This is a genomic window from Virgibacillus sp., assembly GCF_013393565.1.
GTDB classification, from domain to species: Bacteria; Bacillota; Bacilli; order Bacillales; family Amphibacillaceae; genus Virgibacillus; species Virgibacillus dokdonensis.
In genome coordinates this window covers 1-15,902 of the sequence record NZ_JABXHF010000084.1, presented here as the reverse complement: position 1 = coordinate 15,902, position 15,902 = coordinate 1, and the positions used below count along the sequence as shown (strand labels likewise).

The following is a 15,902-nucleotide window of genomic DNA, read 5'->3' as shown; positions in this document are numbered from 1 at the left end:
CGGCAACAACACCTGCATCCTTAACTACGGTTAGCAGTCCCGTGACCATGCCAGCAATGCTGTTGACAATTCCTTTTTCAAAATCATCGACAGCTTTATTAACACTACTGACAACGTCCATGACACCTTCAAAGAAGTTCGTATATTTCCTTTTTACGTTTCCGGCCAAGTTATTGTATTCATCATCTGCATTTTCAAATCTTTTTACTTTGGAATTATATAAATCCCATAACTCGTCCATATTACGTTCTAGCTTTTTTCTGGTTGCTTCAATACTCGTTTGGATTCGCTCCATATGGCGTCGGTTGATCTCACTTGCTTCTTTTTCCGCATCCGTTGGGTCATCAAACATACCGAAAAATGAAGAAGGTTGCTGATAGCTTTTGTTTAGTGCCTTAAACAGATTATCGGTAATACCGCCCTCTATTTGCTTTAGATTCGCCCAAATATCATTACGATCCACACGCATCATCGTATTTCTTGAAATGGGTGAAATAAATCTTGTAGTGTCTGTTACGTAATTTTCAAATAACGATAGTAAGTCATTGATCTGTGTTTCATAATTTGCAATTTTTTCTTTCGAGGTGCTAATGTTCTGATCCCATGCTTCAACACTTTTCCCCTCATTTGTTTGCATAAAGGTACTCACTTTATCAAGTGAGTCGTCCATTTTTTCTAAAGCACGCTTATATGTCCGAAGTTCGCCAATAATATCGTCTAAAACCCCATAATTAATTTGTAAGTCACGCTTCACAAACTATCCCCCTTCTCCCTATAAATTTAACCCCTTGCTTTTAAAACATTTCCGTTTTCTTTTTCTATATTAATTCTAATGGTAAAATAACCCATACACCAAGCATCTTTTTTCCTTGTTTTTACATAGGTGTTTTTTACTACTTAAACTTTTTTAATCTTTATTTGAATATATAAAAACACCATCTCTTGTAACTAATTTCATCTATAGTTACAGAAGATGGTATCGTTAATAAAAAAATGATGTGCTCACTTCATTTTATCCACACATCCATAATGCATTCAAAAGGCAAACATTGCCCAGCTAGACTTATGTATTTATTTTGTTTATTAATACTGGTTATCTTACCTTTTACTTTATAAAAATCATGTTTATCAAAATACTTTAATTCGACAGTTAAATCATTTGCTAAAGCCATCAGTAATTTTGTGTTTATTTCCTCTTTTTGTTGTTCATCCAAAATCGGCTTCTCGTTATAATCCTGTTCTTTCCACATCTCTTGAAGCATCTCTATGTGTTCCGGCATCATAATAGATGTCCATTTTATTGTACCTCGATCATTAACCATTATGAAACAACCTTCTTTCTTACTTTTCCAGCAGATAAAATATTTTCAATGTTAAATATTCGCACTTGTTTACGATAAAAGCAATAGGCTAAAATACTATTTTCCTTTATTTCCAATACACGTACGTAGCGCTCAGTCACTTGGTTATTGTTATCCATATAGAAGATGATGATCTTTTGCTTGTTATCTAAAGAATTTTTAAATAATCCTAACATGACTACACCAACTTAGAACATTTGTTCTAAGTATATCATAAAAAGGAACAAATGTACGTGTTATTTTATGGAATACAAATAACCACCTCCCCGTAACTCGTTTCTGGTTACAGGAGGTGGTTTGAAACATACCATTAATATAATGTTTTCAACTAATGCTTACTAGATTTATTTTTATCAAATAAGTGCACAATGAATAATACGCCAAAAACTACAATAGGCCCCACAGTTAATAAATAAAGCCAATCTTTTTCAATTTCAAATATATTAACTAAGTATAATACCAAAAACACATAAATAATTGTAGTCAATAATTTCATGATAGCAACTCCTAAAACGCAATATCTATCCATCCATTATTAGGATATTTATCCCTTTTTTCAATTTGTTTAGCAATCGCTAACGCCGCTCCTGCTGCCCAAGCTAATTTATGAGCTCCCAAAGCTTTTAATCGGCTTACGACTGTTTTCGTGAAAACTCTTTGAGCTTCTTTTTTACCTTTACTTAGACGAATGAAAAAAATAATAATGCGTGGTTACGAACTAACAACTCCCAAAACAGATGGATCCATCCGCTTAATAAGCATGGAACAATCCGTTATGGACATGCTACGAAAAGTCGTTCAAGAAAACGATAAACATAAAATGCAATATAGAACTTTAATTGAAGACTATCACGACAAAGGTTTTGTATTCGCAAGAGCAAACGGGTTTCCTATTGTTACAAAGACAATTTTAACCAGAATGAATCGTCTCATGCGAAAAACAAGTATAAAAAAGTATGCTACACCTCACATTTTTAGACATACTCATATTAGTATGCTAGCCGAAGCTGGTGTTGATATTGCTACAATCATGAAGCGCGTTGGCCATGAAGATATTGATACTACTATGCAGATTTACACACATGTTACGGATAAAAATGAAAAAGGATGCAACCGAAAAGATATCTAATCTTTACGGAAACATCCTTGGAAAAACAACTTTTTTAAAAAATGTGAGGTTTTTGTGAGATTTTCTCCAAATATCACCTAACCAACACTTATAACCCTTGATGCATCAGGGGTTACGGGCGATGATTTACATCATGCCGCCCATTCCACCCATGCCGCCCATATCAGGCATTCCGCCACCAGCGCCGCCGTCTTCTTCAGGCTTGTCAGCGACTACCGCTTCTGTCGTTAAGAACATTGCAGCTACAGATGCAGCGTTTTGTAGTGCAGAGCGAGTAACTTTTGTTGGGTCAACGATACCAGCTTCAACCATATCTACCCACTCACCAGTAGCAGCGTTGTAACCAACACCTACTTTTTCACCTTTTAGACGCTCAACAATGATAGATCCTTCAAGACCAGCATTGTGTGCGATTTGACGTACTGGTTCTTCCATAGCACGGCGTACAATGTTAGCACCAGTTGCTTCGTCTCCTTCAAGGTTCAATTCAGTTACTTTGTTGTAAATATTCATGAATGCTGTACCACCACCAGCAACAATACCTTCTTGTACAGCAGCACGTGTAGAGTTTAGCGCATCTTCAATACGTAGTTTACGCTCTTTTAGTTCGGTTTCTGTTGCAGCTCCAACTTTCACTACTGCTACTCCACCAGCTAGCTTAGCTAGACGCTCTTGTAGTTTTTCTTTATCAAATTCTGAAGTTGTTTCTTCAGCTTGCGCACGGATTTGTGCAACACGCGCAGAAATTGCTTCTGGATTTCCAGAACCTTCTACGATTGTAGTGTTTTCTTTTGTAACTACTACTTTAGCAGCACGACCTAGTTGATCCATTGTAGCGCTCTTAAGATCTAGACCAAGGTCTTCTGTAATAACTTCAGCGCCCGTTAGTGTAGCAATATCTTCAAGCATTGCTTTACGACGGTCACCGAATCCAGGAGCTTTAACAGCTACTGCGTTAAATGTACCACGTAATTTGTTAACAACAAGTGTAGCTAACGCTTCGCCTTCTACATCTTCAGCGATCATCAATAAAGGTTTACCTTGCTGAACAACTTGCTCTAGTACAGGCAATACTTCTTGAATGTTACCGATTTTCTTATCTGTAATTAGAATGTATGGATCTTCTAAAACAGCTTCCATTTTGTCTTGGTCTGTTACCATGTATGGAGAAGCATATCCACGGTCAAATTGCATACCTTCTACTACTTCTAACTCTGTGTTAAAACCTTTTGATTCTTCAATGGTAATAACACCATCGTTACCAACACGTTCCATTGCTTCAGAAATAAGGTTACCTACTTCTGCATCATCAGAAGAAACTGCTGCTACTTGAGCGATAGATTCTTTGCTTTCGATTGGCTTGGAAATCGTTTTTAGTTCATTTACTGCTACTTCAACAGCCTTTTCGATTCCACGACGAACACCAACAGGGTTAGCTCCAGAAGCAACGTTTTTCAACCCTTCACGAATCATGGATTGAGCGAGTACAGTTGCTGTGGTTGTACCGTCACCAGCAACATCATTTGTTTTAGAAGCAACTTCAGATACGAGTTGTGCACCCATATTTTCAAACTGATCTTCAAGCTCAATTTCTTTTGCAATCGTAACACCATCATTCGTAATAAGCGGTGAACCGAATTTTTTATCTAATACAACGTTACGTCCTTTAGGTCCTAATGTAACTTTTACCGCATCCGCTAATGTATCTACACCACGTAGCATTGCGCGACGTGCTTCTTCACTAAACTTAATTTCTTTAGCCATCGATAAATCCTCCTTTTATTGTTCAAGTTACCTATTATTTATCTATTCTTATATCGAGATTAGCTTACTACAGCCAGGATGTCATTTTCACGAAGAATTAAGTATTCTTTGCCTTCGTATTTCACTTCCGTACCGGCAAATTTTGAAAAGATGATACGGTCTCCTTCAGCCACTTCTAAGGCAACCTTTTCATTTTTTTCTGTTACACGCCCAGAACCAACTGCAACTACTGTACCTTCCTGTGGTTTCTCCTGTGCAGAGTCAGGAAGTACGATACCGCTTGCAGTTTTTTCTTCTTGTTCAACAAGCTCGATAACAACGCGATCTCCTAGTGGTTTAATCATGTGTAGAAAGCCTCCTTAATTCTATTCTTATATTTTTATTAGCACTCGAATCAAGTGAGTGCTAATTCCAATTATTATAATAAATAATTCCGGAGAAAATTGCAAGTAGGAAAGCATAATTTTTTAGAAAAACTTGGCTTTTCGCCTAATCTGTATGGCAAAAGCTATTGTTTTCTTACAGTGTAAAATAACATACACATAAGAGAGCAAGAGAATTCATACATCATCAATCTTTCTGTTATATAGAAATTACGAATATATGATAAAATAACATGTACATTCTATGTTATCGTTACTCATTGTGATAATTCAAATATAAATACTTCAAAATACGTATTATTTCTCATGCGTTAAAATACGGTTCTAACAATAAGGTTTTCTCCATCCCTCTTGTATTTCCAAGAAAATTTGATTCATTGAAATACAGTTTTTCCTGACCTAATAAAGATGTGGGGACACTTTATGAATGAATTTACATGAAGTATATCTATTCCCCCACACGTGACATAAAGGGAATATATGATACGGGCAGATCATTTATTATTGAACATGAAGCCATTTTTTACGGAGAATATCATTTTTCTCATACGAAAAACTTAAAATAATATACGTAAAGATAAAAATAGAAATGTATAGGATCATTGAGGAAAAAAAATCTTTATGGCGAAAAAGCACCGTCGTTGCTTTTACACTATAAACCAAAAAATCCTCTACGATCCTAGTATTAGAAAAACTGGGCTTACCGCCAGTTCTTTTTAGCGGAAGCCGTGGTTTTCCTTCTACTTAAACCTTTAAACTTTTAGTACAAGAAAAGGAGTCGTTGTACGTTGCCAAAAAGATATTGGTGGGTTATTATTAGCTACATTATTACACAATTTTCGGTTATATTAACTGGGAGTATCGTCTATACCGCATTTCCTGTTTCCAAATTAGAGGCATCCATTTATGGAGGGGTAATTAGTTTTCTATTAGGTCTTATTGTTGTACTACTATTAATGCGACCCGACTTGAAACAAGGATTACAACAGCGCGACGGTGCATCAATTTGGGGTATCATTACTTGGTCTATTTTAGGTACATTTATGGCTATATTTAGCCAAGGCATCGCAAATTTCATTCAGATAATGCTTCTAGGAATCGAACCCGGTTCAGAAAATACACAAGGAATAATGGCAATGGCTCGTGCTGTTCCTTTGTTTGTAATTATTCCAGTTTTGACTGCTCCTATTTTAGAAGAAATTATTTTTCGCAAAATTATATTTGGAAATCTATATAAACGAACGAATTTCTTTATTGCAGCGCTCATATCTGCGGCTCTTTTCGCGATTATTCATGGCGAACCACAACATATTTTAGTTTACGGAACAATGGGGCTTGTATTTGCTTACTTGTATGTGGAAACGAAACGAATTATCGTACCCATATTTGCTCACATGGCTATGAATGGACTAGTTGTTATTGCGCAATACAATCTTGATCCTGCAGAGATAGAAAAGCAACTAAACGAGCTACAAACCGTCCTTTTATCATAAGTTACCTTGCATACGCGCACGTCTATGCTACCATTAACTTATAGGATTTAATAAAAAACGTTACCAAATCTTTATGGTAAACGTTCTACTTACATGTAGTATGAAAAATAGGCTTTGGTTGGAGGCTTAAAATATGAAGATTTCTCCCAAAACAATGGGAATTATCTACCTTATTATGGGAGCATTTTTCACTTATGTTGCTATTTTAAGTGTAGACGAAACAATGTGGAATATAACAACAATGGTGTTAGCATTATTCGCCACACTGGAGACAGGTGTAGGCATCCGCTTAATCGCCATTCATATTCGACAAAAACGCAACAATAAAACATAAGATTCACAATTCGATACGCTCTATTAACATTTCAAACGCTTAAGAATGAAGCAATATGATTTTTAATTTTATTTGTTTATCCATTATGAGCTAGTGAGGAAGGAATTAAAGTAGATAGATATTGGAACTTTAGCTGATGACAGCTTTTTTGTACAGGGGAAGGTGAAGCCCCGACATGCACGAAGGCTCATTATGTATATCAGCACTCCCGTATCTTGTAAAGAGCTTGTTTATCTGATACTTTATCCTTTTCTATAATGTTAGAAAAACTTGGCTTGCCACCTAGTCTTATGGTGAAAAAACGCTGTCATTTTTCTTACACACTATAAACCTTGAAGCTTTTATACTTTCCTATAAGTACAAAAAATGATGTCTCCCCTTCAGGAAGCCATCATTTTTTGCGTGTTTTCCTCTTTTACACTTGAACTACCTCAATCCATGGGTACTTCCTCTTCTTCATCCTCTGTAATTAGAGGATAATGTTTTAAGAAATAAACTAATGCTTGTAACTCCACAGCTAGATCGATATGATGTACGCGGATATGCTTTGGTACAGTTATTCTTGCTGGCGTGAAATTGAGTATCCCTTCCACTCCCCTATTAACCAAATGATCAGCCATAGGTTGTGCCTCACTTCCAGGAATAGTCAATATGGCCACTTTAATATCACCCAATCTATCCTCTAATTCCTCTATATGATAAACAGGTACATCACTAACCATCGTGCCGACTTTTTCAGGGTTACTATCAAATGCCATTTTAATCGCAATATTATTATTCTTCATAAAATTATAATGTAAAAATGCAGTACCTAAATTCCCAACGCCTATTAGTGCAACCTCTGTTGTTTCATCTTGATCTAATGTTTTCCGAAAAAATTCAAGCAAATACTCCACATTATAACCGTACCCTTTTTTACCTAGAGCGCCAAAATAGGAAAAATCTCGGCGAATGGTAGCTGAATCTACTTTTACCGCATCACTTAATTCTTTAGAAGAAACACGCTTTTTCCCTTGATGATTTAAATTATTTATGAATCGATAATATAAAGGTAATCTTTTAGCAGTCGCTTGAGGTATTTTATTTTGCTCCATCATTTTATCATCCTCCACTTCAACTATTATATTTTAATTTTCTACAGCATGCTGTTACCAATTTCTTGACTTTACAGTTAAAAATTTTTCGTAACCTATTGTGTATCGCTTACATAATAAAGCGACTAAAAAAGTATCCTTTCCTCTTGATATAGATTTCGAGTTAAAACTGCATCAATACTTTTGATCCAACTTTCCTAACCTAGAATCATTCGGGGGATTTGGTTTTAATTACTAACTCTCTTTTATTTTAGCAGAAAACTGGAAATAAGTCGTGACTTAGTTCACAATTGTATTGATTGATTTTAGGAAAGTAAGATACACTAGAAGAGAGATGGGGGTATATTATGATACGAATGCAAATGAACGGTCTTTCAAAATCATTTGGTGCTGATGAAATTTTATCAAATATAAAGCTAGAAGTAAAAGACCATGATCGAATAGCTATCGTGGGAAGAAATGGCTCCGGAAAATCAACATTATTAAAAATAATGGCAGGGGAACTAAGTTATGACCAAGGTGAATTATTTATGCCTAAAGACCTTACTTTGGGTTACCTAGCTCAACATACTGCACTAGAGTCTGAAAAAACAATTTGGCAGGAGATGCTTACTGTTTTCCCTGAATTAACGAAACAAGAAAAACAACTGCGAATAATTGAAGAAAAGATGGAACAGGCAACAAGTTATACTTCTGAAGCCTATGAAAAACTATTGCATGATTATGACCGTTTACGTCACGCTTATGAACAAAATGGCGGATATACATATGAAGCGGATATAAAAGCGGTATTAACAGGGTTGAATTTTCATTTGTTTGACTATGATACACCTATTCAAACGCTAAGCGGCGGTCAAAAAACACGACTTTCATTAGGAAAGCTGCTATTAAAAAAACCACAATTACTCATTTTAGATGAACCGACCAACCATTTAGATATTGCAACGTTAAATTGGCTAGAAAGCTACATAAATAGTTATCCTGGTGCGATAGTAGTCGTTTCCCACGATCGTTACTTTCTAGATAAAACGGTATCTATTGTGTATGAAATAGCTCGCCATCAAACAAAGCGTTATGTCGGAACATATAGCAAGTATTTAGAGCAAAAAGCGCTTGATTTCGAAAGAGAGTGGAAAGAATACGAAAAGCAACAGACTGAAATCAAGAAAATGGAAGACTTTATTCAACGTAATATTGTACGAGCTTCAACTACAAAACGAGCACAAAGCAGAAGGAAACAACTAGATAAAATGGATAAAATAGACAAACCATTAGGGGATGAAGCCTCTGCTTCTTTCTCGTTTCAAGTAAGCCGCCGGAGTGGCAACGATGTGTTGAAAATAGATAATTTATTATTTCGATATCCGAATGAAGAAGAAAATTTATTCCAAAATGTACATTTGCAAATCAATCGCGGAGAAAGCGTGGCTCTAGTTGGTCCAAACGGAGTTGGGAAAACGACGCTACTAAAAATTGTGTTGGGAAAATTAAAAGCGATCCAAGGGACTGTACAGCTCGGAACAAACGTACAAATCGGCTACTATGACCAAGAACAAGCAAACTTAAACTCTTCTAAAACCGTGTTAATGGAATTATGGGATGACTATCCAACCACAAATGAAAAAGATATTCGGACTGTTCTCGGTAATTTCTTGTTTTCTGGTGAAGATGTATTAAAGCCTGTAAATGCATTAAGTGGCGGTGAGAAAGCACGCCTGGCTTTAGCAAAATTAATGATGCAACAAGCTAATTTTCTAATTCTTGATGAACCAACCAACCATTTAGATATTGATAGTAAAGAAGTACTCGAAGCTGCCTTAATAGATTTTCCTGGTACGATTTTATTCGTTTCTCATGACCGTTACTTTATTAATAAGATTGCTGATCAAGTAGTTGAAATGCAAAAGGTGAAAACAACCATTTACCTTGGCGATTACGATTATTATTTAGAAAAAAAAGCGGAGGAAGCTGAATTAAAACGATTAAACGAATCATCCAATCAAAGTGAACAAGCTCCCGCTTCAGAAAGAAAACGCCATTTTGAACGCGATAAGCAATTACAGCGCGAGCAAAGAAAGAAAAAAAGACGAATTGAAGAACTTGAAACTGAAATTGAACAGTTAGAAAACGATATAGAGCAGCTAGAAAGTCAGATGGAGTTACCAGAAATCTTTCAAGACCATGAAAAAGCATTAGAATTGTCAGAAGAAGTCAATCGCCGTAAACAAAAAGTGAACCTCTTCATGGAAGAATGGGCAGACTTACTAGAAGATTAACTTACCCACATGACTAAGTCATGTGGGTAAGTTTTATTTTATATTATATTATATTATATTATAAGAAAGCCATAAAGAATTAGCGATAAGCCAAGTTTTTCTAATACTATAGAAAATCCTGTTGAGTTCGAAGCACCACTTATCAGAAAAAAGTACCATCTTAGGATATATCATGGATTTCACAACTTTAAACGATTAAATAAAGTGGGAAAACTCCTACTATCAGAGGTTTCCTTTATACACATGTGGATAACCCAAACCATTTAATTTATCCACATGTTCTATTTAAATAAATAATCATTTTGAATAGAGTTTTCCACAGCTATCCGATAAATAACTCCAAAACCAAGCATAGAAGCCATTACAGAACTACCTCCATAACTTATAAAAAGTAGCGGTATTCCTGTTACCGGCATAATACCTAGCGCCATACCAATATTTTGAAAGACGTGAACAAGCAATAAACTCATAAACCCAAAACAAATATAAGCGGAAAACGGGGAGTGGCTATAAATAGATAAGCCAATCATTACTAATTTATATAAAAAGATAAAGTATAAAAAGATCACAAGTGCGCCGCCAACGAAGCCGAAACTCTCCCCGATGATGGAGAAAATAAAATCCGTTTGCGCTTCGGGAAACGACACTTCCTGACTCCCCATTCCTTTACCAAACAATTGACCAGACCCGAGTGCCATAAAAGCTTGATTAAAATGCCAATTTGCATCACTTGCTTGTTGAGATGGATCAAACCAAGTTAGTATGCGATCTATTTGATATTTTTGTCCCTCGCCGACTAGCTGCTTTGCTAAATCAGGAAATTTTACAATAAAAGCTAGCGTAGCTCCAGCAACAGAAGTGATACTCACAATTAATGTCGTTAGTATTTTCCAATGAATACCTGAAAGGATAATGATAACCCCAGCTATAAATAAATAAACCATTGACGTTCCAAAATCAGGTTGCTTCATAATTAGTGCCACAGGTACAGCTACCACGGCCAAAATTTTAATAAGCAGTTTAATATCGGATTTAATGCTTGGTTTAATAAATTTTTCTTTATGCTTTTGAATAACTGTAGCCATATAAATGATGGTCGTTATTTTTGTAAATTCGGAAGGTTGTATTGTAGCAACCCTTAAATTAAACCAACTTTTTGCTCCATTTGTATATGGTGCAATACTTTCTGGGCTAATTAGTAACACCAAGAGTACGAATACACCAAATGCATAAATGTATCCACTTGCTTTATATATTTGCTCCATATCTAAGTATTGTATAGCTGCAACGATACCAATTCCGACCGTAAACCAAACTGCTTGCTGCAGCATAAAGTTTGTGCTGTACTGTTCTAACTGTTGTGCATTATAGATCGAAAGCAAACTGACACATACAAGTAATATAAATATAGAGATTAAATCTGTTTGTATATAATAGGATTGCTTTTTTGACATTGCTTATCACCAAATTTCTGCTTTTACTCTAACATTATACACACGGAAAACCCTATCTTCATGCAGTTGCTCCCAACGTTTCTCATATGTTATTCACACTATCCACAGCATTGTTTATATATATCCACAAACATATGCACAATAAAGCTATTACTAGAACACTATTCTTAACAGTTATTCACATACTTGTGGATGGTTGTGGATTACTTTAACAGCATGGACGCTCGAGCATTTAAATCTAGTCCAGACCTTCTCCCTTGCTCAAAAGCAATTGTACCAGCAGCTGCAATCATCGCAGCATTGTCTGTACATAAAGAAAGTGGCGGAATTTGTAAAGGGATTTGTAAGTTGGCAAATTCCTGCTGTAAAGAAGATCGAAGCCCTTTATTAGCCGCCACACCTCCAGCTACGATGACTTGTTTTACATGGTACTCTTTAGCTGCACGTACTGTTTTCATGGTTAATACATCTACTACACTAGCTTGAAAGCTTGCAGCAATATCTTCTGCTTTTAACGATACACCACGTTGTTTTGCATTATGAATTGTATTTGTAACCGATGATTTTAATCCACTAAAACTGAAGTCATAACTATCTGGCTCCAACCAAGCTCTTGGAAAATCAATCGTTTCTTCTCCTCGTTTTGCTAACTTATCAATTTCGGGACCACCTGGATAAGGTAGATTTAATAGCCTTGCTACTTTATCATATGCTTCTCCCGCTGCATCATCTCTTGTTTCGCCAATGACTTCATACTCACCATGCGCTTTCATAATTACTAACTCTGTATGCCCGCCGGAGACGATCAGTCCTAATAAAGGAAATTTAAATTCATCCTGCAAGCGATTTGCATAGATATGACCTGCTATATGATGTACACCAATTAATGGCTTATGTTTACTAAAGGCCAGAGCTTTAGCTGCATTCACACCAACTAACAGTGCTCCCACTAGACCTGGTCCTTCTGTTACAGCGATCCCGTCAATTTCACTCCAACTAATAGCTGCTTGTTCCATAGCTTCTTCTAAAACATATGTAATTTGCTCTACATGATGTCGGGAAGCAATTTCTGGGACAACACCACCAAACCGCTTATGGCTTTCAATCTGTGATGAAACGACATTGGACAAGATTTTTTTGCCATTCTTGACAATTGCAACTGCCGTCTCATCACAACTTGTTTCAATACCTAATATTACTACTTCTTTACTCATTTATATTCACCCACATCACAATTGCGTCCTCCTGATTATCTGTATAATATTGCTTTCTAATGCCACCAGCTACAAGCCCAAATTTGCGATAGAGCTTTTGAGCAACAATATTAGACTTTCGCACCTCTAATGATAAACGACGCACTCCATAGATAAGTGCATATTTAAATACATGTCGGAAAAGCTGTTCACCTAATTTTCTTCCACGCTGAGATGGCAAAATAGCAATATTGGTTATTTGTGCATCATCAAAGACAATCCATATGCCTACATAACCGACAATCTCTCCATTACATTCAATAATAAAATAATGGCCATATGGATTTTCAACAAGCTCCTGTTTAAAAATTTCCTCTGACCAAGCTGTAGCAAATGATTCTTTCTCCACATACATAACAGCATCAATATCTGCTACTCGCATTTTTCTTATGTTAACTTCCTGCTTCATCACGAAGTTAACAACCTTTATTACTTTCTAACCATTTAGCCTCAGCTTCTGCTAAACGAAGGTAATTAGGACGTAGTGTATGTGTAGACCCTACTTGTTTTTCTTTAGCCGCTGCAATTAAATGCGTAGGACGAATTACATGAACCTGCTCTTCTGGGATCACTGCTCTATTCCCTACTATTGATATAATTTGTTCTTGATGAATGGATATGTCTGGACTTAAAAATAAAATTGATTTTTCCAAGCTTTTAAGTTCCTCAAGTAAATCCTGCATAGCAACATTTTCTTCTTTTCTGAAAAGTTGTAACTGATTATTTACAAAACGATAGCACCCTGCATAGGCTAACCCTCTTCTAGCATCAAAGAAAGGGGAAATAATACCATTAAAAAAACGTCCTTGATAAGCAAGCACTTCTAAGCTTGATACGCCAATAACAGGTATATTTAACGCCCACGCCATCGATTTTGCTGTAGATAATCCTATACGAACACCTGTATAAGAACCTGGCCCTTTAGCTACTACTATTTTGTCCAACTGTTCTGGTTTCATATTTACTTCCTGCATTAGTCTATCTATAGCAGGCATTAATCGAACGGAATGATTTTTAGGTAAATTTGTAACCATTTCACCTAGTATTGTATCATCTTGTTGAATGGCAACACCTAATACTTGATTCGATGTATCCATTGCAAGTATATTCATGTCAATAACTCCTCGTATGTCGAATTAACTTTTTAACTGTTCTACTACCCATTCATGGTGATAACCATGTGGGATAAAGGTAAACTTTCGTGATTTTTCGTCAATACTAGCAAGCTTTACCTCCAAATACTCTCCTGGTAAGAAAGAAGCTATAAATTGCGGCCATTCCACAACCGTTATTCCTTCTCCATGAAAATACTCATCAAAACCTATATCCTCTTCGCTATTTTCCAACCGATACACATCCATATGATAAAGAGGCAATTCACCTTCATATTCCTTAATAATTGTGAATGTCGGGCTAGATACATGTCGTTTTACTCCAAGCCCTGTAGCTAAGCCTTTTGTGAATGTAGTTTTTCCCGTACCAAGATCGCCTTCTAACGTAACAACATCTCCAGGACTCAATAACAAAGCCAACTTTTCGCCTAAATCTATGGTTGTTTCTTCTGTATTTGTTATTATTTCATACATTTAATCTGTACACCTACTTTAAGTGATTATACCCTTTTTGTAGCAATCTTTCTAATTGCTGATTTCCTTTGTTTATGTAAACATGATTATATTCGGGTTCATAAAATACCTTTCCTATTTGCGTCAGTTGTAAATTGACTCTTTTTGCAGTATCAACTAATATATCCCAATTCGTTGCAGCAACTGTACCTATTAATTCAAAGTCCTCTCCGCCAAAATACTTCCATTGATACTGCTTAGACTTAGAAAACTGATGAAAACTCTCATGGACCGGAATGGCTTCATCAAAAAGTTGCATGCTTACATCTGATGCTGTTGCTATCTCTGCAGCCTCATTAGCTATACCATCACTCACATCGTTTAACGCAACGCGAACTGTTCTAGGTATCCCAAGAGCAAAATCAACTCGAGGAACTGGTCTTCGGTGGCGTTCCGTGTAATAAGCAGCATCTTTATACTTCTTTTGATTTGTTATAATATGATAACCAGCTTGTGAATCACCTAAAGTTCCCGTAACAAAGACAATATCACCAGCTCTGGCATGATGTCTATATCGAGCTTGTGCTTTTTCAACATAGCCTATAACAGTAATTGTTAAAACGAGTTCGTTTCCAGACACTGTGTCCCCCCCAATTAAATCCATATTATAACTTCTTCCTATTGCCTTCATTCCTTGGAAAATATGCTGCACTTCTTGTGGGGACCAATGGCTGGGAAAAACAATGGAAACCAAATAAAAAGCAGGTTGAGCACCCATAGCAGCTAAATCACTAATATTTGCCACTAAAGCACGAAAACCAATATCATAAGCAGACATCGTATCTTTTCGAAAATGAACACCTTCCACAAACGTATCAACAGCAGTAACGATATCTTTTGTATTTTGCCGAAAAACGGCTGCATCATCGCCTATACCTTTTACCACAGATGACTGTCTGTAGTAATTTTGTTTAATTGTGTTTATAAATTGAAACTCATCCACTTGTCGCTCACCAAATTTCATATATAACTATATTTATGATAGCAAAAAATGCGGGAAAAAGAAAAAGGAAATACTGGTATTGTGGAGAAAAGATTTGTATTGTGATTTTGTTTTACACTACAGGAAAGTATAAAGTGATCTACAATCTGTGGGAGTTTTTTACACCCCCCAGTAATTGTTAGTACCATAAGGTATAAGCTAAAGGATTCTAAACAAAGCGGTGATTAGATGGTATTCTAGAAGTGGAAGTCTTACAGCACCTTATATCTGGAATATAAATTTTTAGTTTTATCGTAGAAACAAAACGACAGCGTTACTCACCATAGAAATCTGGTGATAAGCCAACATTTTAAAAGAAAATAAAAAACACACGATTTTATTAAAACCATGTGTGTTGAATTCTATTTATCTGGCGGTCCGGACGGGACTCGAACCCGCGACCTCCTGCGTGACAGGCAGGCATTCTAACCAACTGAACTACCGGACCAAATTTATTATGTTAATATTCTGACAGTGGAAATGTCATTTTGATTTATTTTTAGATAATAATTTGGTTGCGGGGGCAGGATTTGAACCTACGACCTTTGGGTTATGAGCCCAACGAGCTACCAGACTGCTCCACCCCGCGATATGAAATAAGTTTTTTTTACAAAATATAGATAAATTTTGCCTGGCGGCGTCCTACTCTTGCAGGGACAAAGTCCCAACTACCATCGGCGCTGGAGAGCTTAACTACTGTGTTCGGCATGGGAACAGGTGTGACCTCTCCGCCATTACTACCAGGCAAAGTTGC

General features: G+C 36.3%; 17 protein-coding genes, 2 tRNA genes and 1 rRNA gene. 4 read left to right on the top strand and 16 right to left on the bottom strand.

Annotation, left to right across the window (positions count from 1 at the left end; all coding sequences use genetic code 11):
• From HLX49_RS15015 to HLX49_RS15000, 4 genes are all read right to left on the bottom strand, one after another.
• A partial coding sequence (locus tag HLX49_RS15015; protein ID WP_296362904.1) for a hypothetical protein occupies positions 1-754 on the bottom strand: 754 nt, incomplete at its 3' end.
• A 253-nt stretch (positions 755-1,007) separates the two neighbouring features.
• On the bottom strand, positions 1,008-1,322 hold the full coding sequence (locus tag HLX49_RS15010; RefSeq protein WP_296362902.1) for a YolD-like family protein: 315 nt from the start codon (positions 1,320-1,322) through the stop codon (positions 1,008-1,010).
• A complete protein-coding gene (locus HLX49_RS15005) occupies positions 1,322-1,537 on the bottom strand; it encodes a WYL domain-containing protein (RefSeq protein ID WP_296362900.1) in 216 nt (71 codons plus the stop codon). The genes HLX49_RS15010 and HLX49_RS15005 overlap by 1 nt, the downstream gene beginning before the upstream one ends.
• Positions 1,538-1,689: 152 nt before the next feature.
• Positions 1,690-1,890, bottom strand: a complete 201-nt coding sequence (locus HLX49_RS15000; RefSeq protein ID WP_141130678.1) for a hypothetical protein — start codon at positions 1,888-1,890, stop codon at positions 1,690-1,692.
• Between the two features lie 231 nt (positions 1,891-2,121).
• On the opposite strand from HLX49_RS15000, the gene HLX49_RS14995 reads away from it, so the two are divergent.
• Positions 2,122-2,490, top strand: a complete 369-nt coding sequence (locus tag HLX49_RS14995) for a tyrosine-type recombinase/integrase (protein ID WP_296362896.1) — start codon at positions 2,122-2,124, stop codon at positions 2,488-2,490.
• 126 nt (positions 2,491-2,616) lie between these two features.
• Here HLX49_RS14995 and groL read toward each other — a convergent pair whose 3' ends face one another.
• Together groL and groES are read right to left on the bottom strand one after the other, a co-directional pair.
• Entirely contained in the window at positions 2,617-4,254 is a 1,638-nt protein-coding gene (groL, locus tag HLX49_RS14990; protein WP_077702506.1) for a chaperonin GroEL, read from the bottom strand.
• 59 nt (positions 4,255-4,313) lie between these two features.
• The gene (gene groES, locus HLX49_RS14985; protein WP_077702505.1) at positions 4,314-4,598 is read right to left on the bottom strand and encodes a co-chaperone GroES; all 285 of its coding nucleotides are present in this window, start codon (positions 4,596-4,598) and stop codon (positions 4,314-4,316) included.
• Between the two features lie 827 nt (positions 4,599-5,425).
• Here groES and HLX49_RS14980 point away from each other — a divergent pair.
• On the top strand, positions 5,426-6,130 hold the full coding sequence (locus HLX49_RS14980; RefSeq protein ID WP_077702504.1) for a CPBP family intramembrane glutamic endopeptidase: 705 nt from the start codon (positions 5,426-5,428) through the stop codon (positions 6,128-6,130).
• 133 nt (positions 6,131-6,263) lie between these two features.
• On the top strand, positions 6,264-6,464 hold the full coding sequence (locus tag HLX49_RS14975; protein ID WP_077702503.1) for a YdiK family protein: 201 nt from the start codon (positions 6,264-6,266) through the stop codon (positions 6,462-6,464).
• 431 nt (positions 6,465-6,895) lie between these two features.
• Here HLX49_RS14975 and HLX49_RS14970 read toward each other — a convergent pair whose 3' ends face one another.
• The gene (locus tag HLX49_RS14970) at positions 6,896-7,558 is read right to left on the bottom strand and encodes a redox-sensing transcriptional repressor Rex (protein ID WP_073013424.1); all 663 of its coding nucleotides are present in this window, start codon (positions 7,556-7,558) and stop codon (positions 6,896-6,898) included.
• Between the two features lie 347 nt (positions 7,559-7,905).
• Between HLX49_RS14970 and HLX49_RS14965 the strand changes: the two genes are divergently transcribed.
• Complete coding sequence (locus HLX49_RS14965) at positions 7,906-9,834, top strand: ABC-F family ATP-binding cassette domain-containing protein (RefSeq protein WP_077702502.1); 1,929 nt, start codon at positions 7,906-7,908, stop codon at positions 9,832-9,834.
• 281 nt (positions 9,835-10,115) lie between these two features.
• On the opposite strand, the gene HLX49_RS14960 is transcribed toward HLX49_RS14965, so the two are convergent.
• The 9 genes from HLX49_RS14960 to rrf all read right to left on the bottom strand — a co-directional run bounded on the left by HLX49_RS14960 (position 10,116) and on the right by rrf (position 15,893).
• Positions 10,116-11,288 (bottom strand): FtsW/RodA/SpoVE family cell cycle protein, encoded by a 1,173-nt coding sequence (locus tag HLX49_RS14960; RefSeq protein ID WP_077702501.1) that lies wholly within the window; start codon positions 11,286-11,288, stop codon positions 10,116-10,118.
• 203 nt (positions 11,289-11,491) lie between these two features.
• Positions 11,492-12,502: a tRNA (adenosine(37)-N6)-threonylcarbamoyltransferase complex transferase subunit TsaD gene (gene tsaD / locus HLX49_RS14955; protein WP_101933377.1), complete on the bottom strand. Its 1,011-nt coding sequence runs from the start codon at positions 12,500-12,502 to the stop codon at positions 11,492-11,494.
• Complete coding sequence (gene rimI / locus HLX49_RS14950; protein WP_077706820.1) at positions 12,495-12,950, bottom strand: ribosomal protein S18-alanine N-acetyltransferase; 456 nt, start codon at positions 12,948-12,950, stop codon at positions 12,495-12,497. Before rimI ends, tsaD begins: the two co-directional genes overlap by 8 nt.
• A 7-nt stretch (positions 12,951-12,957) precedes the next feature.
• On the bottom strand, positions 12,958-13,653 hold the full coding sequence (tsaB, locus tag HLX49_RS14945) for a tRNA (adenosine(37)-N6)-threonylcarbamoyltransferase complex dimerization subunit type 1 TsaB (protein WP_077702499.1): 696 nt from the start codon (positions 13,651-13,653) through the stop codon (positions 12,958-12,960).
• A 24-nt stretch (positions 13,654-13,677) separates the two neighbouring features.
• Entirely contained in the window at positions 13,678-14,127 is a 450-nt protein-coding gene (tsaE, locus tag HLX49_RS14940; protein ID WP_077702498.1) for a tRNA (adenosine(37)-N6)-threonylcarbamoyltransferase complex ATPase subunit type 1 TsaE, read from the bottom strand.
• Between the two features lie 13 nt (positions 14,128-14,140).
• Positions 14,141-15,130 carry a thiamine-phosphate kinase gene (gene thiL, locus HLX49_RS14935; RefSeq protein ID WP_254843930.1) on the bottom strand — a complete coding sequence of 330 codons (990 nt, stop codon included), beginning with the start codon at positions 15,128-15,130 and terminating at the stop codon, positions 14,141-14,143.
• Positions 15,131-15,519: 389 nt separating this feature from the next.
• Positions 15,520-15,596, bottom strand: a tRNA-Asp gene (locus tag HLX49_RS14930).
• A 64-nt stretch (positions 15,597-15,660) separates the two neighbouring features.
• Positions 15,661-15,737 (bottom strand) — tRNA-Met (locus HLX49_RS14925).
• A gap of 40 nt (positions 15,738-15,777) precedes the next feature.
• A 5S ribosomal RNA gene (rrf, locus tag HLX49_RS14920) occupies positions 15,778-15,893 on the bottom strand.
• Between the last annotated feature and the right edge of the window lie 9 nt (positions 15,894-15,902).